Raw genomic sequence first — 20636 nt, forward strand, 5'->3', positions numbered from 1 at the left:
CACACCAGGCGCCCACCGGCCTGGGCCCTGACCGGCACCCGCCGCATCAGGCGGTCCGACTCCTCGGAGGCTGTGGACCGGCAGGCGGCTGTGGACCGTCTCGGAGGCACGGACGGCGGGACGGCTGCGGATCGCGCGTCGGCCCCGGGACGCTCGGCGACCGTGGAACGTGCGGGCATCGAGGAGTGGGCGGCGGCCGTGGAGCGTACGACGGCCGTGGAGCGCGCGGGGAACATGGACCGACCGGCGGATGCGGATCGGCCGGAATTTGGGAGCTCGTCGGCGGGCGCGGGCCGGTCGCCGGCTCCGGGCCGGCCGGCCGGCCCGGGCCGCGCGGTTGTGGACCGGCAGGCCGCACAGGGACAGGGGCGTACGGAGGCTGCGGGGCCTCTCGTGGCGGGACCCGGTGGCGGTGCGGTCGCGATGGACGACGAGGGCGGTGCCGCGGATCCGGAGGAACCCGGCGGGTCCGAGCGGGGGCGGCTGCGGGAGAGGGCCGGGCTCGCGCTGCGGGAGCGTCTGCCGTTGTGGGTGCAGACGCGGTGCGGGATGGAGCGGCGGAGCGTGGTCGCGCTGTCGGCGCTGCTCGTGGTCGCCGTGGGGTTCGCCGTACAGCACTTCTGGACCGGGCGGACCCAGCCGGTACGGGCACCGGAGGTGGTGCGGGCGGCGGCGGTCCCGCACGGGGAGCACGTCAGGGACGCGGCGAAGGGGGAGGCCGCGCCGGACGGTGCGGTGAAGCCCGGCGGCCCGGGCCCGGCGGGGACCGAGATCGTGGTCGACGTCAGCGGCAAGGTGCGGAACCCGGGAATCCACCGCCTGCCCGCCGGTTCACGCGTCGAGGACGCGCTGCGGGCGGCCGGCGGAGTACGGCCCGGCACCAGGACCGACACCCTGAACCGCGCCCGTTTCCTCGTCGACGGCGAGCAGGTGGTCGTAGGGGGCCCGGCACCGGCCGCGGCAGCCCCCGGCAGCGGTACGGGTACGGCGGTGGGAGCCGGCCCCACCGCCCCGGTGTCCCTCAGCACCGCCACCCTCGACCAGCTCGACGCTCTCCCCGGAGTAGGCCCCGTGCTGGCCCAGCACATCGTCGACCACCGCACCCGCAACGGCGGTTTCCGCTCGGTGGACGAACTCCGCGAGGTGAACGGCATCGGCGACCGCCGTTTCGCGGAGCTGCGGAACCTCGTACGGCCATGAGGACCGAACCGGCGGACACGGCGGCACCACCGCCCCCGCGGCCCACTGCCCGGCAGCACGTCCACGCCGCCTCCGGGAAGCGGCTCGGCGCCGCGCACCCGAGGCAGGAGGGACCGACGGACCTGCGGCTGGTCCCGCCCGCCCTGGCCGCCTGGGCCACGGCCGCCGTGCTGCTGCACGCCCCGCCCGGCCGGGTGGCGGGCACGGTGATCGCCTCCCTGCTGACGGCCGGCGCCCTCCTCCTGGCGCGCAACCGCCTGACCGGACGCGGACGGGTCACCGCCCACGCCACCGCCGCCGCACTGCTCTGCGTCGCCGCGGCCGCCGGATCGGCGGGACTGCACGGCGCGGACCTGCGACGGGGCCCCGTGCCCGCACTGGCGCGGGAGTACGCCCCGGTGACCGCCGAGGTCGAGATCACCACCGACCCCCGGCTCACCCGGCCCAGGGTCAGCGGCAACCGCATGGCCCCCACCTCCGTACTGATCGAGGCCGACGTACGACGGGTGGAGCGCGCCGGCGGCACGGCGGAGACGACCCGCGCGCCCGTCCTGCTGATCGTCGACCCGGGCCCCTCCGGACGCACCGCACCGGACGCCGCGAACCGCTCCCCTTGGCTCACCCTCCTGCCCTCCACCCGCCTCCGCGTCGAGGCACGGCTCGCCCCGGCGAGGGCGGGCGGCGACCGGTTCGCCGCCGTACTGCGGGTGAAGGGCCGCGACGGCCCCGAGACCGTGGGCCGGCCGTCGGGCCCGCAGCGGCTGGCGGGACGGCTGCGGGCCGGACTGCGGGAGGCGACCGCCGGACTGCCGGCGGACGCCCGGGCGCTGCTGCCCGGCCTGGTCGTGGGCGACACCGCGAGGATCACCCCCGAACTGGACGAGGCGTTCCGGGAGACCGACCTCACCCACACGCTCGCCGTATCCGGCGCCAACTTCACCATCCTCCTCGCCCTGCTCCTCGGCCCGCCCGGCCTGGCGCAGCGGGCCGAGCGGCGCGGACTCGCACCCCGCCTCGGCATCCCCCTGCGGACCACCGCACTCCTCGGCGCGACGCTCTCCCTCGCCTTCGTCGTCGTGTGCCGGCCCGACCCCAGCGTGCTGCGGGCCGCCGCCTGCGGCTCCGTCGCCCTGCTCGCGCTCGCCACCGGCCGCCGCAGATCACTGATCCCGGCGCTGGCGACGGCGGTCCTGCTCCTGGTGCTCTACGACCCCTGGCTGGCCCGCAGCCCCGGCTTCCTGCTCTCCGTGCTGGCCACCGGCGCGCTGCTCACCCTCGCGCCCCGCTGGAGCGCGGGACTGCGGCGGCGCGGTGTGCCGCCCCGCCTCGCGGAGGCGCTGGCCGCCGCGGGCGCCGCGCAGGCGGTGTGCGCGCCGGTGGTCGCCGTGCTGGCGGCGCGGGTCAGCCTGGTGGCGATCCCCTGCAACCTGCTCGCGGAGGCCGCGCTCGCACCGGCCACGGTGCTGGGCTTCCTGGCCCTGGTCACCGCACCGGTGGCGATGCCGGCGGCGAAGGCACTGGCCTGGTGCGCGAGCTGGCCCGCGGAGTGGATCGCACAGGTCGCCAGAACGGGCGCCGCGCTGCCCGGCGCGGGAGTGGACTGGCCCGGCAGCTGGGCCGGCGCGGCGGCACTCGGCGCCCTCACCCTGGCGGCACTGCTCGTGGGCCGCCGCCTGCTGGGACACCCCTGGTGGTGCGCCGCCTGCGCACTCCTGCTGGCACTGGTGGTGATACAGCCACGCCCCCTCACCCGGGCGATCACGGGCTGGCCCCCGCCGGGCTGGCGGATGGTGATGTGCGACGTCGGCCAGGGCGACGCGCTGGTCCTGGCGGCGGGCGACCACACCGGCGTGGTCGTGGACACCGGCCCCGACCCCACCCTCGTCGACCACTGCCTGCGCTCCCTCGGCATCACCAGCGTCCCCCTCGTCGTCCTGACCCACTTCCACGCCGACCACGTGGCGGGCCTGCCCGGCGTCCTGCGCGGACGCGCGGTCGGCGCCATCGAGACGACGTCCTTCGAAGAACCCGCCGACCAGGCCGCGTTCGTCCGAAGACTCGCCGCCACCCACCACATCCCGGTGACACACGCGGCGGCAGGCGAGGCACGGCGCACGGGAGAACTGTCCTGGGAGGTGGTGTGGCCCCCACCGGGCGCCCACTCCGCACCGGAAGGCCCGAACGACGCCAGCGTCGCCATGCTGGTCCGCACGGCCGGCCTGCGCCTGCTGCTCCTCGGAGACCTGGAACCCCCGTCCCAACGGGCCCTGGCGAGATCACCCGCGGCGCACCGGCTGACCGCCGTGGACGTTCTCAAGGTCGCCCACCACGGCTCCGCGTACCAGGACCCGGACCTCATACACCGCACGGCCCCCCGCCTGGCACTGATCAGCACGGGGGAGGACAACACGTACGGACACCCGGCCCCGGGTACGGTCGCAGCCCTGCGCGCCGGGGGAGCGACGGTGCTGCGGACGGACCACGGGGGCGCGATCGCGGTGCTCGCCGGGGAGGTCGGGAGCGCGGCGGCCGGAAGGAGGGAGGTACGAGTGGCGCGACAGTGAGGCGAAGATCAGCAGCATGTGGAAGGCCGTCGTCGCCACGGTGACGAACGGCTCCGCGGCCCTGGGCACTCAGGCCCGCCCGCCCACGGGTGATACGGGCGGTCCTGCCGTGTCTTCGCTTGTGCACGAGAGCGCATGACCGAGCGCCGGGGCCGGCTGCCCTGTCAGCCCTGTCGGGCCGCTCCGTCCGGCCATACGACGTCGACGGGCAGGCCGGCCTCCCGGGCTTCCAGCACGGTGTCCGCGCTGCCGCCGCCCTTGCCGCTCGGAGGCTCACCGTTCCAGACGGCGACGAGACGGTCGGCTCGCTTCAGCAGGGTCCGGTTGGCATCCTCGTACGCCGACCGGTTGGCCGTCTCGTGATCGAGGACGACGACCTCGTCAGCGGCGTCCCTGAGACGGTCGAAGGCGGCGGCATGGTCAGGTCGGACCTTGTTCTGCCGGTAGTCCTTGGACGGGACGACGACGATCAGTCGTCCACCCAGCTCGAGGACGATCTCAGCAAAGAGAGAGTCGGAGCCCTTGGCGATGCACGACACCCCGGTGAGGCCGTCGGCGTACGGCGTGAGCGTCGCACGCAGGGCTTCACGTACCAGGGGCACGCTGCTGTCGGTGAGGTCCATGTGCCCGGTCACGGCGATCGTGGTCACGTTACTCCTTCAGGTCGACAGGACTTCGCGGATCCTTGCCCGTGCCTCGCCGACGGTACGGGACGCTGATCTGCCCACCGTGTACGGGTACAGCTGTCCGAGCTGGGTTCGCACCCGGCTCGACTGTGTGCGCGCGGCGGCGTCGACCGCGCGGTGAGTGTGTTCGACGGCTCCACTCATGTCCCCCAGGAGGAAGTGGCACTCGGCCAGGCCGATCAGGTCCAGAGCGTGGCTGCGGCCTGCCTCGCTGCCCCGGTCGGCGAGCGCGCCGCGGATGCTGTCGGCGGCGGCCTGCGCGTGCCGAGGGTCCTCACGGGCCATGTCCAGCAGCCGGCCGCCCGTGACGCCGGCGAGTTCCGCCTTGTCGAAGTACGTGATCCAGTACGGCTCGTGGCCGTCTGCTTCGGTGGGAGGCCCGCAGCCGACTGGAGACGCAGCCGTCCCCTCGCTTCGGCGGCGCCCCCGGTTACGCCCGGCGCCTGGCCCGCGCCCTCAACGCCCTGTGCGACCACTACGAGGCGCTGAACGAGGCCGCGCGGTGACCGCACCCATCCCGATGTGCCGGGCCTGCCGCGAGCCGATCGAGGAGCCGGACGACGCCGTCCACCTCGGGCACGAGGAAGTCGACAGCGGGCCCGGCAGGGACATCCACGCGCACCGCGCACATATCGACCAGGCCGGCCCGGACTCCGTGGCGGCCGTGATGCCGGCACGGACTCAAGGCTGACGCATCCCCATGGCGACCGCAGGGACAGGGTCGCACCCCAGAAACACTCGTCCCGCCGGTGCTCCGCAAACCCCCGCCGGGGCGGGTTCCCTACGACACGACACCCCAGAAGGGATCGTCCATGACCGTCACTCTCGACCAGCCCGTGATCACCGCGACGCGGGACCCGCAGGAACTCCTGAACGCGGTCGCACCGCACATCACCGAGCTGACTGTCAACATCTTCGACTCCGGCATGCCCCTATGGGACCGCGAGGTCGCCCTGCTGCTTCGGGACCACACCATGGTCCGCGACATGGCCGAACGGATCCTCGGCAACGCGATCATGTACGTCATGGGGTCGATCCAGAACCCCGACGTGCACCTCGGTGTCGGCAAGCTCGTCGACATCGGCGTCCACCAGCTCATCCTCGACACACCCGTCTGGTGGGGCATCTGCCGCCTCTACAACGGCGGTCGGTTCAAGCACCACGCCCCGTTCATCGAGCGGCGCAGCGACGGCCTGTGCCTGCGCACCGGCGACTTCCTGAAGAGCCAGGGCTGGGCCATCGACGAAGAGCTGTGGGCCATCGACGGCGCGGACTGCTCACCGTGCGACGACAAGGTCCCCGACAGCCACTGAGCCCGCTACAGTCGCCCCTGCCCTCGCGGCCGCCGAGGGCAGGGGCCCGCCGCACCACGACCAGAGGATCCGCAGTGCCCGTACCGCACGACATCGCCGCCGAGACCGAACTGTGGGACGCCTTCGCCACGTCCGCCTTCGACGCGGATGCCGAGCCGTCGTTCTGCTGGACGCAGTACCGGGGCCACGGCCCCGGCCCCGAACTCCTCGGCGTCCCGGAGTCCGTACTGGAAATCGGCTGCGGCACCGGCCGCGCCCTCGCCCACCTCGCGCAGCAGGGCATCAAGGCAACAGGCGTGGACCTGTCGCCGCGCATGGTGCAACTGGCCGGCGAGCGGTGGGCGCCGCTCGGTGTCCGGATCGAGCAGGGCGAGGTCCTGGAGTGGCTGGCCGCCGACGAGGCCCGGTACGACGCGGTGTACTCCGTCTTCGGGGCCGCCTGGTTCACCGACCCGGGCCGGCTGTTCCCGCTCGTTCGGGCCCGGCTCAATCCCGGTGGCCGGTTCGTGTTCTCCCAACCGCCGGCGATCCCGGGCGCGTACGGACCCCAGGGCATGTACAAGGGCGGGTTCGCGGGAAAGGCGATGTTCACGTACCGCTACAGCTACCGGCCCGCCGTCTGGGAACGCCTGCTGATCTGGGCCGGTTTCACCTCGGCCAAGGCCGTGGTCCTGGACGCTCCCACCGAAGGGCACATCGGGACCCTGCTCGTCAGCGTCGACGCCTGGTAACCCAATCGAATGAAGACGGCCCTGGCGTCCATCGGGGGCGTTGTCAGTGGGGCTGTGCATGATCGGCGCGTCAGCTTTTGGCGGAAGTGGGGAAGTGCCATGCCGATCACAAACCAGCAGGTAGCGGGACACGCCTTCCTGCAGCAGATGTACGACGACTCGTACTTCCCTGATCATGTGGTCGACCAGGGGAAGGCGATCCTGCTACGGCTGTGCGAGCGCATTGAAGCTGAGCATCCGGCGGACCTGGAGGGCCTGTATGCGCTCACCCAGGCTGCGACGGAGGAGTTCAACCTGCTGGACAGCGAGTTCATGGCGGCCGGGAGCGGGATCGAGACGGTGGCGCGGGAGTGGATCTGTGACGAGTTCTGCTTCGTCGCGTCGGTATACGGGTTCGCGGAAGCGGATGCGGAGAAGCTGACCGCCGGCCGGGACTGGTGAACGCGGACGGGAAGACCACCTCCGATCAAAGCCGTTCGTCGAGAGCAGCGATCAGCGCGGTCGCCTCATAGAGGACGGCGAGCTTGTCGTATCGCGTGGTGACGGCGCGATGTCTCCTGAGGCGGTTGATCCCGCACTCGACTGCATGACGCTCACGGTAGTCGGCTGGGTCGAAATACGGCGGCCGGCCGCCGTGGGGACCGGGCTTCCGGCGGTTGCGCGCCTGGTCGGCCTTGTCCGGGATGGTGCGGCGGATCCCGCGGCGGCGCAGATGAGCGCGATTTCCGCAGGAGACGTATGCCTTGTCGGCCTGCACGCGGTCGGGGCGGACGCGCAACCGTCCCAGCCCCATGATCATGGGGCTGGGTGAAGACGCCGACCGGTGGTTCCTTCTGCAGGAAGCTCTGCTTGCGAGCCATGGGTGGCAAGAGGGCGAGACGGGTGTTCGTCGCCAGCGAAGGCATGCGTGAGGTACGGCTGCTGCTGCCAGGGTGTGCTCATGAATACGACACCAGACGGACGGCCGATTCCTCCCGCGCATGCCAGTGAGCGGACCATGCTGGAGGCCTGGCTGGACTTCCACCGTGCGACTCTCGCCCTGAAGTGTTCGGGCCTCAAGGATGATCAATTACGACTCGCTGTGGCGTCCCCCTCGCCGATGACGCTGCTGGGACTCGTGCAGCACATGGCTGAGGTGGAACGCAACTGGTTCCAGCGTGTGTTCGCAGGCCAGAACGTGCCGCCGGTCTTCGGGGAGAGCAACCTCGACGGTTTCGCCCTCCAGCCGGAACGAGGGCTCGACGAGGCGGTGGCCACGTGGCAAACGGAGGTCGCTCGCGGCCGTGAGCTGATCACTGACGCGTCGCTGGACGACTCCGGCCGCCTGTCCGAACAGGAAGCGGGGCACGTCGGCGAACAGGGAGTCTCCTTGCGCTGGATCATGGTGCACATGATCGAGGAATACGCACGTCACAACGGTCATGCCGACCTCATTCGCGAGCAGGTCGACGGAGTTACCGGCGCATGAGGTGTGCTCGCATGGTCAGAAGGCGACCAGGAATCTCTGGCCGGTGGCGTGACAGGCTTCGGGCGGCCGGCCGCCGTGGACGTCCTCAAGGCCGCCCACCACGGCTCGGCGTACCAGGACCCGGACCTCATACGCCGCATGACCCCCCGCCTGGCACTGATCAGCACGGGGAAGGACAACACGTACGGACACCCTGCCCTGGGCACGGTCGCCGCCCTGCGCGCCGAGGGAGCGACGGTGCTGCGGACGGACCGGGACGGGGCACTGGCGGTGGCCGTCGGTGAGAACGGAAGCAGGGAGTTGAGGGTGGCGCGACACTGAAGGCATGACCTGAGGGCATGAGTACCGCGGCGATCGACGCCTACCTGCGGCGTCTGGGCGTCGGGCAGCCCGCCTGGCCCACCGTGGACGTGCTGCGCGAGCTGCACCCCCGCATCCGGTTCGCGTGACTGCCTATCGGGTGCTGGTGTCCTCCACGGCGTCAAGTACCGCGTGCCACGGGTACTCCTCCGGTCGACCCTGACCTGGCTGGTTCGGTACGAACCCGTCCTCGCCGTACAGGACACGCACGCCCATGTCGCGCAACTCGGTCACGCTCCGCTCGAACTGCCGGTGCTGCACGTAGGCCGCATTGACGCAGGGCATCGCCACGAGCGGGATGCCCTTGCCGATACCCTCGGCCACCACCCCGACGACGAAGTCACGGGTGATGCCCAGCGCCCAGGCGTTCATCGTGTTGAAGGTGGCCGGCGCGACGGCGATGACGTCCGCCTTCGGCCATACGTCGGGCTCCCCCGGCAGCTTGTAATCGGACCGGACCGGGTGGCCGGTGAGCTGTTCGAGCTCGGCCTGCTGGGGGGCGAGCCAGCGTGCGGCGGTCGGGGTCAGTCCCAGGCACACGTCGAAACCGCGGGTCTGAGCGTCCCGGATCACCTGAGCAATGTCGAACACGGGCGGGGCGGCAGAACCGAACAGGTACAGCACACGGTCAGCTGTGGTCATACGGCCATCCGACCACACAACCGCTCTCTCTCACGGAGGAGTCGGGAGCGGAAAGGCACACCTGGACCTTCGGCCGGGAGTACTGTCCCAAGCCAAGTGGGTGCTTGGAACGGGGGCCAGTATGACAACACTGGACGACGACCACACGGGCGCGCGCATCAAGGAGCAGCGCAGACTGGCCAGACTGACGCAGCGCCAGATGGCCGACCTCCTGCCGTACTCGTACAGCTATCTCAATCAGGTGGAGTGCGGTGCTCGCCCGGCGACAGCCGCCTTCGTGGCCGCGTGTGCGAAGGCCCTGACCATCGACGTGACCGTGTTGACCGGGCAGCCGTATGTGACCGAATTGCAGCGGGACCGACTTGCTGAACTCGTGAGACCTATCCGGGAGTCCTTGGACCTGTACGACCTCGGCCCCAACCCGGATATCAGCGCGCGGCCGGCGGACCGGCTCATCGCCGCTGCCGACCACCTGTGTGCCGAGGTACGCGCCACGCGCCTGCGTAACGCGGCCCGTGAGCTGCCGGATGTGATTGCCGAGCTGACGCACACCGCGTGGTCGATGCCGACGACCGAGGTATGGCAGGCCCTTGCGTCGGCGTACCGCACCGCGCACGACATCAGTGTGAAGCTCGGTTACTACGACCTGTCGACGGTCGCGCTGGACCGGATGGACTGGGCGGCGCAGCGGGCCTCCGACCCGTGCTTGGCCGCCGTCCGCCAGTACATGCGGGCCCTGGTGTACTTCCGGGAGGGCGAGTACCGGATCGGCCAGCGCCTGGTCGACGCGGGGCGCAGCGTGGTCGACCAGGCCGGGCCCACCCGGGAGGCGTTGGCCGTCGGGGGCCAGCTCCATCTGGGGGCGTCCGTCATCGCGGCGCGCGCGGGGGATCCTTCGGGGGTGGCCGTACACATCGGCGAGGCCCGGAAGATCGCCGAGCGGATCGGTGACGCCTCCAACGTGCACTGGTTGTCCTTCGGGCCGACGAATGTGGTGCTGCACGAGATGTCCGCCGCTGTTGAGATGCGCCAGTACGACGATGCCCTCAAGCAGTCCCGGAGGATCAAGGTGCCGCACCAACTGGCGGTCTCCCGCCGCGCGCACTTTCTGATCGACAAGGCACGCACCGAGATGGAGACGGGGCACACCGAGTCTGCGCTGAAGACGCTGGTGGAAGCGCGCCGTGCGGCGCCGGAGCAGACTCGGTACCACCCGGCCGCCCGGGAGACGATCACTGGACTGGTGCACTTGGCTCGCCGTACGCCGGACACGCTCAACCACATGGCGGCCTGGATCGGCCTGTAGCACGCTCACAACGCTCACAGAACTGTGAGCGTTCCGCCCTTCTCACAGGGTCACGCTGTACTCACACCGGGTCAGAGTGACGCAGAGCGCAGCCCCAGCGGTCGTCTGGCTCGGTGTGCCCCGGCAGCCGCGCGAACGACTCCGGGGCCGGCCAACGCTCAAACCGTGAGAAGGAGCGTCAACACCATGAACGCTACAGCCCCACTGAAGCCTGGCGTCAAGCCGAAGCCCGGCGTCAAGATGACGATCCGGGTCTACACCGTGAACGCGCAGGGGGCCGTCACCGAGGACCGGGGCACCGTGGTTGCCGTCGGGTTCAAAGAGGACCCGGCCGCGCTCGCCCCCGGCTCCTTCGAATTCCCGCCCTGCCGGTGTCCCCGCCACCGCACCCGCCGGGCGGTGACCCGGTGACCACCACCCGCCCGAACACCCGGACCACGCCGGTCGACCTCGCCACGATGCGCGAGACCGTGAACCGGCTGCTGGACCCCGACGCCGTCTCCGAAGCGCTGCCGCCCACCGGCGACGAGCTCCAGGCACTGACCGCCCTCGTGCGCGGCCACCTTGCACTGCTGGTCCCCGAGGTGGAGGCAGCGGCCCGCACGCTGGAGGAGAACAGCGTTTACCGCTACACCGTCCTCGGGTGCGCGTGGGAGGCCCGCAGCCGACTGGAGACGCAGCCGTCCCCTCGCTTCGGCGGCGCCCCCGGCTACGCCCGGCGCCTGGCCCGCGCCCTCAACGCCTTGTGCGACCACTACGAGGCGCTGAACGAGGCCGCGCGGTGACCGCACCCATCCCGATGTGCCGGGCCTGCCGCCAGCCGATCGAGGAGCCGGACAACGCCCTCCACCTCGGGCACGAGGAAGTCGACAGCGGGCCCGGCTGGAACATCCACGCGCACTGCGCACACAACGACCGGACCGGCCCGGACTCCGTGGCGGCCGTGACCGGCCCCGTCCCCACCGTGGTGCCGGCGCGGACCCCCAGCTGACGCACCCCCATGGCGACCGCAGGGACAGGGTCGCACCCCAGAACGCCCCTCCCGTTGCGGACCGCAAGCCGCGGCGGGAGAGGTCCCAACGCCCGCCCCGCCGGAAGGCCCGCAAGCCTCCGGCGGGACGGGTTCCACCCGCCGGGTCTCAGCAGAGGCCTGGCATCGATCCACATCCAGGAAGGGAAACGCATGACCGCGAACACCAGCGGCGGAGGCACGGGCCCCGCCGGCACCAGCCTCTACGGCCGGGAACTGGTCGGCCCGTACGACTACATGTGCAACACCGACGGCAGCAACACCGACATGGAGTCCTGCCTCGGTATCGCCGAACTGAAGGGTGGCGGCTACTCCATCACCGGCACCAAGCCGGAGGACTCCGGCCGCGAGCTGCGCGGCACCGTGGGCGAGCTGAGGGCCTTCTACCGGACGCTGAGGGGCACCCCGGAGATCGCCGGAAATCCGACCCTCTGACACCCACGCAACCCCTGCTCCGCGGCGCCCAGGACCGGTCAGTGGTCCTGGGCGCCGCGCCCACCACGCTACTCGAACAGGAGCACCGTCATGCCGCTGTCCGACCTGGTTCCCGACGCCGCCGAACTCCTCGACGACTGGCCCACCGAACCCCGCACCTACCAGCACGGCGCCCGCGCCTTCGAGGACCTGCTCACCATGGCTGAGATCGACGCGCTCATCGACCACGACTGCCTGCCCAACCGCAACGTGCGCCTGATCCGTGACGGCGAGACGGTCGACGACCGCGAGTACAGCGCCACCCCCGACATGCCCGACCCCGGCGCCGTCCGCCGCTACCTGGACGACGGCTGCTCGCTGTCCATCCGCCGCCTGCAGACCATCAAGCCCTCGCTGTCGGTTCTGCGCCGCGAGGTCGCCCGGGAGACCGGCTACGAGACGCACTTCAACGCCTACCTCACCCCACCCCGCCAGCACGGCCTGCGCTACCACTTCGACCCGTACGTCACCCTCGTCATCCAGATCCACGGCTCCAAGACATGGCCCCTGCACCAGCCGTTCGTCGATAACCCGGTGGAGGAGTACGAGAACTTCCGCCGCCGGGGCTTCACCCCCTCCGAGCGCGCATACCTCGCCACCACCGCCCCGGCGCAGGAGATCACCTTGAACGCCGGAGACGTGCTCTGGTTGCCGAGGGGCTGGGTGCACTCCCCGCACAACCGGGACGGCGACGAGCCCAGCCCGCACCTGACCTTCGCCCTCAAACAGCGCACCCTGCACTGGGCCGCCGAGGAGATCGCCGGTGTCCTCACCCGTCACCTCCTGGGCGACACCGAAGCCCGCGACGGCATCCCGCCCACCCGCCTGCTCGACAGTCCCGAGGCAGTCGTCAAGGACGTCCGCGAGATCCTCGTGGGCGCCCTGCTGACCATGGATACGGAAGAGATGGCCGCGACACTCCGCCGTGCGGCCCTGACCGAGGAGCCCTTGCCGGCCCCTCGCCTGCGCTACGGTCTGCGTCCGTGACCGCCGCATTTGTCCACTGGCACGCCTTTGCGTACACCGGTAAAGGCTACACCGACAGCGAGGTCGGCAAGGGCCTCGCCCCGCCTTCCTTCCCACCGGTCGAGCTCGCCCAGTGGCTGGACCGACGGCCCGGCCTGCGCGTCTTCACCGAACAGCAGATCGACGAGGCCGTGGCCTGGCTGGACAAGGAGCTGAACGAGCATGTTCCGGTGGACGCCGCCTCGTTCCCCATCACTACACGCCTGGAGTACTCGCGGGCCCGGCTGCGCGAACGGGTCAACAGGGACGTGTGGTACGGCTACTGGTCCGCACGCGGACAGTTCGTGACCCGTGTGCTGGTCGCCTGCACCGACACCGGGAAGAGCAAGCGCTGCGCGTAGCCCTCACAGACCGGTCCCGCCTGTCCGTTGCCCCCGTGGCGGACGGGCGGGGCCTTCTCCCGCCCGGCACCGGGCACGGTCACCGTCCTGCGGGCCGGGGGGCGCGACACTGAGGACATGAACGAGGGAATGAGCACCGCGGAAGTCGACGCCTACCTGCGCCGCCTGGGCGTCGAGCAGCCCGCCTGGCCCACCGTGGACGCGCTGCGCGAACTGCACCTGCGGCACCTGGAGACCGTGCCGTTCGAGAACCTGTCCATCCATCTCGGCGAAGAGATCGTGCTGGAGGAGAAGCGGCTGCTGGAGAAGGTGGTGGAGGCGCGGCGGGGCGGGTTCTGTTACGAACTCAACGGTGTGTTCGGGGCGTTGCTCGCCGCCCTCGGTTACGACGTCCAGATGCTCGCGGCGCGGGTGTACGGCGACGGGGGCCGGCTCGGCATCCCGTACGACCATCTCGCGCTGCGGGTGCGGACGGTGGACGGCGGGGACCGGCTGGCCGACGTCGGCTTCGGCGCCCACTTCCACCTGCCGCTGGCCTTCGGGGAGCGCGGGGAGCAGGAGGATCCCGGGGGTGCGTTCCGGATCGCCGAGGCGGGCGCCGACGCGGCCGGGGTGCGCGGCGGGTCCGACCGGGTGGAGGTGGCGGACCTGGACGTGAGCCGGAACGGGCGGCCGGTGTACCGGCTGGAGGTCCGGCCGCGGGTGCTCGCCGACTTCACGGCCGGGGCGTGGTGGCACAGCACCTCACCGGCCTCCCACTTCACGCGGTCTCCGGTGTGCTCGCGGATCACCGCGGACGGGGGCCGGATCACGCTCAGCGGCCGGCGGCTCACGGTCACCGCGCCGGACGGCACGCGGCGGGAGCACGAGGCCGGGACGGACGAGGAGGTGCTCGCGCTCTACCGGGAGCGGTTCGGGATCGTGCTGGACACGGTGCCGACGGCGCGCGGTACCGGGACGGGCGGCTGACCCCGGTACCAGGACGAGCGGCTGACCCGGCACCGGGGCGGGCGGCCGACCCGGTGCCGGACAATGGCCCGTGTGAGTGATGTGCGACATGTGCTGGTGCTGCCCGACCGCGATGCGGCGGAGGAGGTGGCCGAGGCCCTCGGGGAACGGTTCGGCGTGGACGAGGAGCCCCGGCTGGTGCGGGACGCGCTCGCCGGTGAGGACGACGCGGAGGACGCGCAGTGGCTCGTCGTCCTGCGGGACGAGGCGGCCCGGCTGGACCCCGGGGAGCTGAACGAGTTCGTGGCCGGGTGGGACGGCTGGCGGGAGGAGCCGTAACCCGGCGGCCGTAGCCCGGCGGCCGACGGCCGGACGGGGGTGTCAGTGGCGCGTGGGATGCTTGTCGCGATGGCCAGGAAGACCGCATCCGACGACCTCCTTGCCCCGGTGACGCTCGCCGTGGGCCAGGAGGACCTGCTGCTCGACCGTGCCGTGCGGGAGGTGGTGGCCGCCGCGAGGGCCGCCGACGCCGACACGGACGTACGCGACCTGACACCGGACCAGCTCCAGCCCGGCACCCTCGCCGAGCTGACCAGCCCGTCGCTCTTCGCGGAGCGCAAGGTCGTCGTCGTACGCGACGCGCAGGACCTGTCCGCCGACACCGTCAAGGACGTGAAGGCGTACCTCGGCTCGCCGGCCGAGGAGATCACGCTCGTCCTGCTGCACGCGGGCGGCGCCAAGGGCAAGGGGCTGCTCGACGCGGCGCGCAAGGCGGGGGCGCGGGAGGTGGCGTGCCCGAAGATGACCAAGCCGGCGGACCGGATGGCCTTCGTGCGCGGCGAGTTCCGTACCGCCGGCCGGTCGGCCACCCCGGAGGCGTGCCAGGCGCTGGTCGACGCCATCGGCAGTGATCTGCGGGAGCTGGCCTCGGCGGTGACCCAGCTCGTCGCGGACGTCGAGGGCACGATCGACGAGGCGGTCGTCGGACGGTACTACACCGGGCGGGCCGAGGCGTCGAGCTTCGTGGTCGCCGACCGCGCGGTCGAGGGACACGCGGCAGCGGCCCTGGAGGCCCTGCGCTGGTCGCTGTCGACCGGTGTGGCCCCGTTGCTGATCACCAGCGCGCTGGCCCAGGGCGTACGGGCGATCGGCAAGCTGCAGTCGTCGCCGAACGCGCGCCCCGCCGATCTCGGCATGCCGCCCTGGAAGATCAACCAGGTGCGGCAGCAGATGCGCGGCTGGTCCCCGGACGGCGTGGCCGTCGCGCTGCGCGCGGTCGCCGAGGCGGACGCGGGCGTGAAGGGCGGCGGGGCCGACCCGGGGTACGCCCTGGAGAAGGCGGTCGTCACCATCGCCCGTGCGGCCCGCTCGCGGGGACGGGCGTAACGGCACGGAAGAGGCCGAAGGCCCCGCCCACCACCCGGGGAAGGGTGTGAGGGCGGGGCCTTCGGATGAAGCGTGTGAGCCCGTACCCGCGTGGCGAACGCAGGCCGCGTACGAGCTCGGGGTGCCGGCCGGGGGCGGATGAGAGAGGGCCCGCCCGGGGTCCGGTCGGCGGTCAGATCAAAAGGGTGGTTCAGCCCTTGACGGCCGCGACCTTCTGAGCCAGCGCCGACTTCTTGTTGGCGGCCTGGTTCTTGTGGATGACGCCCTTGGAGACGGCCTTGTCGAGCTGACGCGCGGCGGCGCGCTGGTACTCGGTGGCCTTCTCGACGTCACCCGCGGCGGCGGCCTCGCGGGCCTTGCGGATCGCGGTCTTCAGAGAGGACTTGACGGCCTTGTTGCGCAGCCGGGCCTTCTCGTTGGTCTTGTTCCGCTTGATCTGGGACTTGATGTTCGCCACGAATGAGCCTCTACAGGTTCTGGTACGGGACCGCTCGGGGCCCGTACCGGTGATTTCTTGGGGTGTGCCTCGCGCTGAGAGGGCATGAGACACAGCCCCCCACACTACCAGCGGCCCATTCAGTGGCCCAAACCCGTCCCCGGTCGCCACCCGTGGGACGATGGAAGCTACGTATCGATCCGACCCGAGACCGCAGACGCACAAGCAGACGTATGCGGACGCCTCAAGAATCAGGACCCTGCGTGCCCGCGATCCCCAGCCATGTGCCCGAGCCGAGCCGTACCGACCCCGCGCTGATCCGCAATTTCTGCATCATCGCGCACATCGACCACGGCAAGTCCACGCTCGCCGACCGGATGCTCCAGCTGACCGGAGTGGTCGAGCAGCGGCAGATGCGCGCTCAGTACCTCGACCGCATGGACATCGAGCGTGAGCGCGGCATCACGATCAAGTCCCAGGCGGTGCGGTTGCCGTGGGCTCCCACCCACGACCAGGGCAACACGCACATCCTCAACATGATCGACACCCCCGGGCACGTCGACTTCACCTACGAGGTCTCGCGGTCGCTCGCCGCCTGCGAGGGGACCATCCTCCTCGTCGACGCCGCCCAGGGCATCGAGGCCCAGACCCTCGCCAACCTCTACCTGGCGATGGAGAACGACCTCACGATCATCCCGGTCCTCAACAAGATCGACCTGCCGGCCGCGCAGCCGGAGAAGTTCTCCGAGGAACTGGCGAACCTGGTCGGCTGCGACCCCGACGACGTGCTCAAGGTCTCCGCGAAGACCGGTCTGGGCGTCGAGGCGCTGCTGGACAAGGTGGTCGCCGAGATCCCGGCCCCGGTCGGCGTCGCGGACGCCCCCGCCCGCGCGATGATCTTCGACTCGGTCTACGACTCCTACCGAGGTGTCGTGACGTACGTCCGTGTCATCGACGGCCAGCTCAACAAGCGCGAGCGGATCCGGATGATGTCCACCGGCGCCACGCACGAGCTGCTGGAGATCGGCACCAACTCGCCGGAGATGCTCTCCGCCGACGGCCTCGGCGTCGGTGAGGTGGGCTACCTCATCACCGGTGTGAAGGACGTCCGCCAGTCGAAGGTCGGTGACACCGTCACCAGCCAGCACAAGGGTGCCGAGGAGGCGCTCGGCGGCTACAAGGACCCCAAGCCGATGGTGTTCTCCGGCCTCTACCCGCTGGACGGCTCGGACTACCCGGAGCTGCGCGAGGCCCTCGACAAGCTCCAGCTCAACGACGCCGCCCTGGTCTACGAGCCGGAGACCTCCGCCGCCCTCGGCTTCGGCTTCCGCGTCGGCTTCCTCGGCCTGCTGCACCTCGACGTGATCCGCGAGCGCCTGGAGCGCGAGTTCGGCCTCGACCTCATCGCCACCGCGCCGAACGTGGTCTACCGGGTGGTCATGGAGGACGGCAGCGAGCACACCGTCACCAACCCGAGCGAGTTCCCCGAGGGGAAGATCGGCGAGGTGTACGAGCCGGTGGTGCGCGCCACCATCCTGGCGCCCAGCGAGTTCATCGGCTCGATCATGGAGCTGTGCCAGACCCGGCGCGGTGTCCTGCTCGGCATGGACTACCTTTCCGAGGACCGGGTGGAGATCCGCTACACCCTCCCGCTCGCGGAGATCGTCTTCGACTTCTTCGACCAGCTGAAGTCCAAGACCCGCGGCTACGCCTCCCTCGACTACGAGCCCACCGGCGAGCAGACCTCCAGCCTGGTCAAGGTCGACATCCTGCTGCACGGCGACAAGGTGGACGCGTTCTCCGCGATCACCCACAAGGACCAGGCGTACGCGTACGGCGTGCGGCTCGTCGCCAAGCTCAAGGAGCTGATCCCGCGGCAGGCCTTCGAGGTGCCGGTGCAGGCCGCCATCGGCTCGCGGGTCATCGCCCGCGAGACCATCCGCGCCATCCGCAAGGACGTCCTCGCCAAGTGCTACGGCGGTGACATCTCCCGCAAGCGGAAGCTGCTGGAGAAGCAGAAGGAAGGCAAGAAGCGGATGAAGATGGTGGGTTCCGTGGAGGTTCCCCAGGAGGCCTTCATCGCCGTCCTCTCCAGCGACGACAGCGCGGGATCGGGCAAGGGCAAGAAGTAACCGGAGGTTACCGCGGGTCACTCCGCGAACCGGGCGTAACGGGGCCCGTCGTACACGAGTACGGCGGGCCCCGCGCGTTCACGGGGTAGGTCTTCCTGTGTGAAGTGGCAGGCCGTGCCCCCTTACGCCGTGGCCGGTCGGCCTTTACTCTGTCCGTGCTCGATAGTTACTCGCGAGTTAAACAACGGCGCGAGGAAACCCCAGCCGCACTGAGCCAGCCGCACCGTCGCGGGCCCCGGAGGATGTCGTGAGCGACACACAGACACTGATCGAGAACCGTCCGCCGAGCGTGGCGGCCCTCTTCCTGGAGCGTGTGGCGGCCACACCGGACGCCGAGGCCTACCGCTACCCGGTCCCGGCGGCCTCCGGCACGGGCCCCGACGACTGGAAGTCCCTCACCTGGGCGGGCGCCGCCGAGCGGGTCCACGCCATCGCGGCCGGCCTGATCGAGCTGGGCGTGCGGCCGGAGGAGCGGGTCGCGCTGGCCTCCGCCACCCGGGTCGAGTGGATCCTCGCCGACCTCGGCATCCTCTGCGCCGGAGCCGCCACCACCACGGTCTACCCGCAGACCAACGCCGACGAGTCCGCCTACATCCTGTCCGACTCCCAGAGCCGGGTGCTCATCGCGGAGAACGCCGAGCAGGCGGCCAAGGCGGTCGGGAAGCGCGCCGAGCTGCCCGAGCTCACCCGCGTCGTGGTCGTCGACCCGGCCGGCGCCGACACCGACGACTTCGTGATCACCCTCGCCGACCTGGAGGAGCGCGGCGCCGCCCGGCTCCGGCAGGAACCGGAGCTGATCAAGGAGCGGGTCGCCGCGCTCACCAAGGACCAGCTCGCCACCCTGATCTACACCTCCGGCACCACCGGCCGCCCCAAGGGCGTGCGCCTGCCGCACGACTGCTGGTCGTACATGGCGAAGGCGATCGCCGCGACCGGCCTCTGCACCAAGGACGACGTGCAGTACCTGTGGCTGCCGCTCGCGCACGTCTTCGGCAAGGTGCTCACCTCCGGCCAGATCGAGGTCGGCCACGTCACCGCCGTCGACGGCCGCGTCGACAAGATCATCGAGAACCTCCCGGTGGTCCGGCCGACCTACATGGCGGCCGTGCCCCGCATCTTCGAGAAGGTCTACAACGGCGTGGCCGCCAAGGCGAAGGCCGGCGGCGGAGCCAAGTACAAGATCTTCCAGTGGGCCGCCGAGGTCGCCCGCGAGTACGCCAAGGTCACCCAGGACAACTTCCGCCGCACCGGCACCGCGAGCGCCCCCTTCGGCCTCTCGGCGAAGCACGGCGTCGCCGACAAGCTCGTCTACGCCAAGATCCGCGAGGCCTTCGGCGGCAACCTGCGCGCCTGCATCTCCGGCTCCGCCGCCCTCGCCCCCGAGATCGGCTACTTCTTCTCCGGCGCCGGCGTCCACATCCTGGAGGGCTACGGCCTCACCGAGTCCTCCGCCGCCTCCTTCGTCAACCCGGGCGAGGCCTACCGCACCGGCACCGTCGGCAAGCCGCTGCCCGGCACCGAGGTCCGCATCGCCGACGACGGCGAGATCCTGCTGCGCGGCCCCGGCATCATGCAGGGCTACCACAACCTGCCCGAGAAGACCGCCGAGGTCCTCGAGGAGGACGGCTGGTTCCACACCGGCGACATCGGCGAGCTCTCGCCCGACGGCTACCTGCGCATCACCGACCGCAAGAAGGACCTGATCAAGACCTCCGGCGGCAAGTACATCGCGCCGGCCGAGGTCGAGGGCCGGTTCAAGGCGGTCTGCCCCTACGTCTCCAACATCCTCGTCCACGGCGCCGACCGGAACTACTGCACCGCCCTCATCGCCCTCGACGAGGCCGCCCTCGCGCCCTGGGCGGCCGAGAACGGCCTGGAGGGCAAGTCGTACGCCGAGATCGTCGCCGCGCCCGCCACGGTCGAGATGGTCGACGGCTACGTCAGGCAGCTCAACGAGGGCCTCCAGCGCTGGCAGACCATCAAGAAGTTCCGCCTCCTCCCGCGCGATCTCGACATCGAGCACGGCGAGGTCACCCCGAGCCTGAAGCTGAAGCGCCCGGTGGTGGAGCGCGCGTACAAGCACCTCATCGAGGAGATGTACGCGGGCACGCGCGAGGCGTGAGCGTCACGGCGTGACGAATCGGGCGGGGCGGGGAGCCGCCCGCCCCGCCCGTGAGCGGTGGCGTCGGCGGCGACGGTGTGCGTCGCCGCCGCGTCGGCATGCCCGCGCGGGGCGGTCCGGGCGCCGATGGTCCGGGTGCCGGGGCAGTGAGGTCATGAGGCTTCCCCGGTGCGGTGGAGGGGTGGTGTGCGCGGGCGCGCCCCGGTCCGGCCGCCCGGGTCTGAGCCGCTTGCTCCCTCGACTGTTCCCTGACTGCTCCCCTGACGTCGGGATCCGCCCAACGGGTGCATCAGGGAGTGAAAAAGGCCTCGTGGGGCATCAAGGAGTGAAAAGGAATGATCCGACTGTCGTAAGTACGCGGTCGAGTGCGCGCCGCTCCCCCTCGGGGAGTCCGCGCTCGCCGCGCGCCACCCGGAGTGCGGGTCCGCGTCCCCGACGGAGCGTGGGCCGGCGCGGGACCCCGCCCCTTTT

At 71.2% G+C, this 20636-nt stretch carries 25 protein-coding genes and 1 pseudogene; 21 read left to right on the plus strand and 5 right to left on the minus strand.

From position 1 onward, the window contains the following. Positions 1–234: 234 nt before the first annotated feature. Positions 235–1200, plus strand: a complete 966-nt coding sequence (locus tag ACH5AO_RS05070) for a helix-hairpin-helix domain-containing protein (RefSeq protein WP_398922013.1) — start codon at positions 235–237, stop codon at positions 1198–1200. Then, the gene (locus ACH5AO_RS05075) at positions 1197–3764 is read left to right on the plus strand and encodes a ComEC/Rec2 family competence protein (RefSeq protein ID WP_398921861.1); all 2568 of its coding nucleotides are present in this window, start codon (positions 1197–1199) and stop codon (positions 3762–3764) included. The genes ACH5AO_RS05070 and ACH5AO_RS05075 overlap by 4 nt, the downstream gene beginning before the upstream one ends. 164 nt (positions 3765–3928) lie before the next feature. Here ACH5AO_RS05075 and ACH5AO_RS05080 read toward each other — a convergent pair whose 3' ends face one another. Further along, positions 3929–4414 (minus strand): hypothetical protein, encoded by a 486-nt coding sequence (locus tag ACH5AO_RS05080; RefSeq protein WP_398921863.1) that lies wholly within the window; start codon positions 4412–4414, stop codon positions 3929–3931. Between the two features lie 9 nt (positions 4415–4423). After that, positions 4424–4735 (minus strand): hypothetical protein, encoded by a 312-nt coding sequence (locus ACH5AO_RS05085; RefSeq protein ID WP_398921865.1) that lies wholly within the window; start codon positions 4733–4735, stop codon positions 4424–4426. Positions 4736–4839: 104 nt separating this feature from the next. On the opposite strand from ACH5AO_RS05085, the gene ACH5AO_RS05090 reads away from it, so the two are divergent. The 5 genes from ACH5AO_RS05090 (at position 4840) to ACH5AO_RS05110 (ending at position 6935) form a co-directional block, all read left to right on the plus strand. Beyond that, on the plus strand, positions 4840–4956 hold the full coding sequence (locus tag ACH5AO_RS05090; protein ID WP_398922015.1) for a DUF6415 family natural product biosynthesis protein: 117 nt from the start codon (positions 4840–4842) through the stop codon (positions 4954–4956). Beyond that, positions 4953–5141, plus strand: a complete 189-nt coding sequence (locus ACH5AO_RS05095; protein ID WP_398921867.1) for a hypothetical protein — start codon at positions 4953–4955, stop codon at positions 5139–5141. The genes ACH5AO_RS05090 and ACH5AO_RS05095 overlap by 4 nt, the downstream gene beginning before the upstream one ends. A 121-nt stretch (positions 5142–5262) precedes the next feature. Then, complete coding sequence (locus tag ACH5AO_RS05100) at positions 5263–5763, plus strand: hypothetical protein (RefSeq protein ID WP_398921869.1); 501 nt, start codon at positions 5263–5265, stop codon at positions 5761–5763. Between the two features lie 74 nt (positions 5764–5837). Further along, positions 5838–6494, plus strand: a complete 657-nt coding sequence (locus tag ACH5AO_RS05105) for a class I SAM-dependent DNA methyltransferase (RefSeq protein ID WP_398921871.1) — start codon at positions 5838–5840, stop codon at positions 6492–6494. Between the two features lie 99 nt (positions 6495–6593). Further along, positions 6594–6935, plus strand: a complete 342-nt coding sequence (locus tag ACH5AO_RS05110; RefSeq protein ID WP_398921873.1) for a DUF5713 family protein — start codon at positions 6594–6596, stop codon at positions 6933–6935. 25 nt (positions 6936–6960) lie between these two features. Here the strand turns inward: ACH5AO_RS05110 and ACH5AO_RS05115 are convergent, their stop codons facing one another. After that, on the minus strand, positions 6961–7293 hold the full coding sequence (locus tag ACH5AO_RS05115) for a hypothetical protein (RefSeq protein ID WP_398921875.1): 333 nt from the start codon (positions 7291–7293) through the stop codon (positions 6961–6963). A gap of 141 nt (positions 7294–7434) precedes the next feature. On the opposite strand from ACH5AO_RS05115, the gene ACH5AO_RS05120 reads away from it, so the two are divergent. Continuing rightward, entirely contained in the window at positions 7435–7962 is a 528-nt protein-coding gene (locus ACH5AO_RS05120) for a DinB family protein (protein WP_398921877.1), read from the plus strand. Between the two features lie 69 nt (positions 7963–8031). Beyond that, a pseudogene (locus ACH5AO_RS05125) lies at positions 8032–8283 on the plus strand (MBL fold metallo-hydrolase); the annotation flags it as partial. A 132-nt stretch (positions 8284–8415) separates the two neighbouring features. On the opposite strand, the gene ACH5AO_RS05130 reads toward ACH5AO_RS05125, so the two are convergent. Beyond that, positions 8416–8964 (minus strand): flavoprotein, encoded by a 549-nt coding sequence (locus ACH5AO_RS05130; RefSeq protein WP_398921879.1) that lies wholly within the window; start codon positions 8962–8964, stop codon positions 8416–8418. Between the two features lie 121 nt (positions 8965–9085). Between ACH5AO_RS05130 and ACH5AO_RS05135 the strand changes: the two genes are divergently transcribed. From ACH5AO_RS05135 to holA, 10 genes are all read left to right on the plus strand, one after another. Continuing rightward, the gene (locus ACH5AO_RS05135) at positions 9086–10270 is read left to right on the plus strand and encodes a helix-turn-helix domain-containing protein (protein ID WP_398921881.1); all 1185 of its coding nucleotides are present in this window, start codon (positions 9086–9088) and stop codon (positions 10268–10270) included. Positions 10271–10456: 186 nt separating this feature from the next. Then, on the plus strand, positions 10457–10681 hold the full coding sequence (locus ACH5AO_RS05140; RefSeq protein ID WP_398921883.1) for a hypothetical protein: 225 nt from the start codon (positions 10457–10459) through the stop codon (positions 10679–10681). After that, positions 10678–11055 carry a DUF6415 family natural product biosynthesis protein gene (locus ACH5AO_RS05145; RefSeq protein WP_398921884.1) on the plus strand — a complete coding sequence of 126 codons (378 nt, stop codon included), beginning with the start codon at positions 10678–10680 and terminating at the stop codon, positions 11053–11055. Before ACH5AO_RS05140 ends, ACH5AO_RS05145 begins: the two co-directional genes overlap by 4 nt. Further along, entirely contained in the window at positions 11052–11261 is a 210-nt protein-coding gene (locus tag ACH5AO_RS05150) for a hypothetical protein (protein ID WP_398921886.1), read from the plus strand. The genes ACH5AO_RS05145 and ACH5AO_RS05150 overlap by 4 nt, the downstream gene beginning before the upstream one ends. Before the next feature lie 192 nt (positions 11262–11453). Beyond that, positions 11454–11735 (plus strand): DUF397 domain-containing protein, encoded by a 282-nt coding sequence (locus ACH5AO_RS05155; RefSeq protein ID WP_398921888.1) that lies wholly within the window; start codon positions 11454–11456, stop codon positions 11733–11735. 90 nt (positions 11736–11825) lie between these two features. Further along, positions 11826–12761, plus strand: coding sequence for a JmjC domain-containing protein (locus ACH5AO_RS05160; RefSeq protein ID WP_398921890.1), 936 nt, complete (start codon positions 11826–11828; stop codon positions 12759–12761). Then, the gene (locus tag ACH5AO_RS05165) at positions 12758–13141 is read left to right on the plus strand and encodes a hypothetical protein (RefSeq protein WP_398921891.1); all 384 of its coding nucleotides are present in this window, start codon (positions 12758–12760) and stop codon (positions 13139–13141) included. The genes ACH5AO_RS05160 and ACH5AO_RS05165 overlap by 4 nt, the downstream gene beginning before the upstream one ends. Before the next feature lie 129 nt (positions 13142–13270). After that, the gene (locus ACH5AO_RS05170) at positions 13271–14110 is read left to right on the plus strand and encodes an arylamine N-acetyltransferase (protein WP_398921893.1); all 840 of its coding nucleotides are present in this window, start codon (positions 13271–13273) and stop codon (positions 14108–14110) included. Positions 14111–14182: 72 nt separating this feature from the next. Next, positions 14183–14428 carry a hypothetical protein gene (locus ACH5AO_RS05175; RefSeq protein WP_398921895.1) on the plus strand — a complete coding sequence of 82 codons (246 nt, stop codon included), beginning with the start codon at positions 14183–14185 and terminating at the stop codon, positions 14426–14428. Between the two features lie 69 nt (positions 14429–14497). Next, a complete protein-coding gene (holA, locus tag ACH5AO_RS05180; RefSeq protein ID WP_398921897.1) occupies positions 14498–15475 on the plus strand; it encodes a DNA polymerase III subunit delta in 978 nt (325 codons plus the stop codon). Between the two features lie 190 nt (positions 15476–15665). Here holA and rpsT read toward each other — a convergent pair whose 3' ends face one another. Next, complete coding sequence (gene rpsT, locus ACH5AO_RS05185; RefSeq protein WP_030858234.1) at positions 15666–15932, minus strand: 30S ribosomal protein S20; 267 nt, start codon at positions 15930–15932, stop codon at positions 15666–15668. A 242-nt stretch (positions 15933–16174) separates the two neighbouring features. Between rpsT and lepA the strand changes: the two genes are divergently transcribed. Next, the gene (lepA, locus tag ACH5AO_RS05190) at positions 16175–18043 is read left to right on the plus strand and encodes a translation elongation factor 4 (RefSeq protein ID WP_398921900.1); all 1869 of its coding nucleotides are present in this window, start codon (positions 16175–16177) and stop codon (positions 18041–18043) included. Positions 18044–18290: 247 nt separating this feature from the next. Next, a complete protein-coding gene (locus ACH5AO_RS05195) occupies positions 18291–20165 on the plus strand; it encodes an AMP-dependent synthetase/ligase (RefSeq protein ID WP_398921902.1) in 1875 nt (624 codons plus the stop codon). The last annotated feature ends 471 nt before the right edge of the window (positions 20166–20636 follow it).

Source organism: Streptomyces sp. NPDC018964 (assembly GCF_044390325.1).
Lineage (GTDB): Bacteria > Actinomycetota > Actinomycetes > Streptomycetales > Streptomycetaceae > Streptomyces.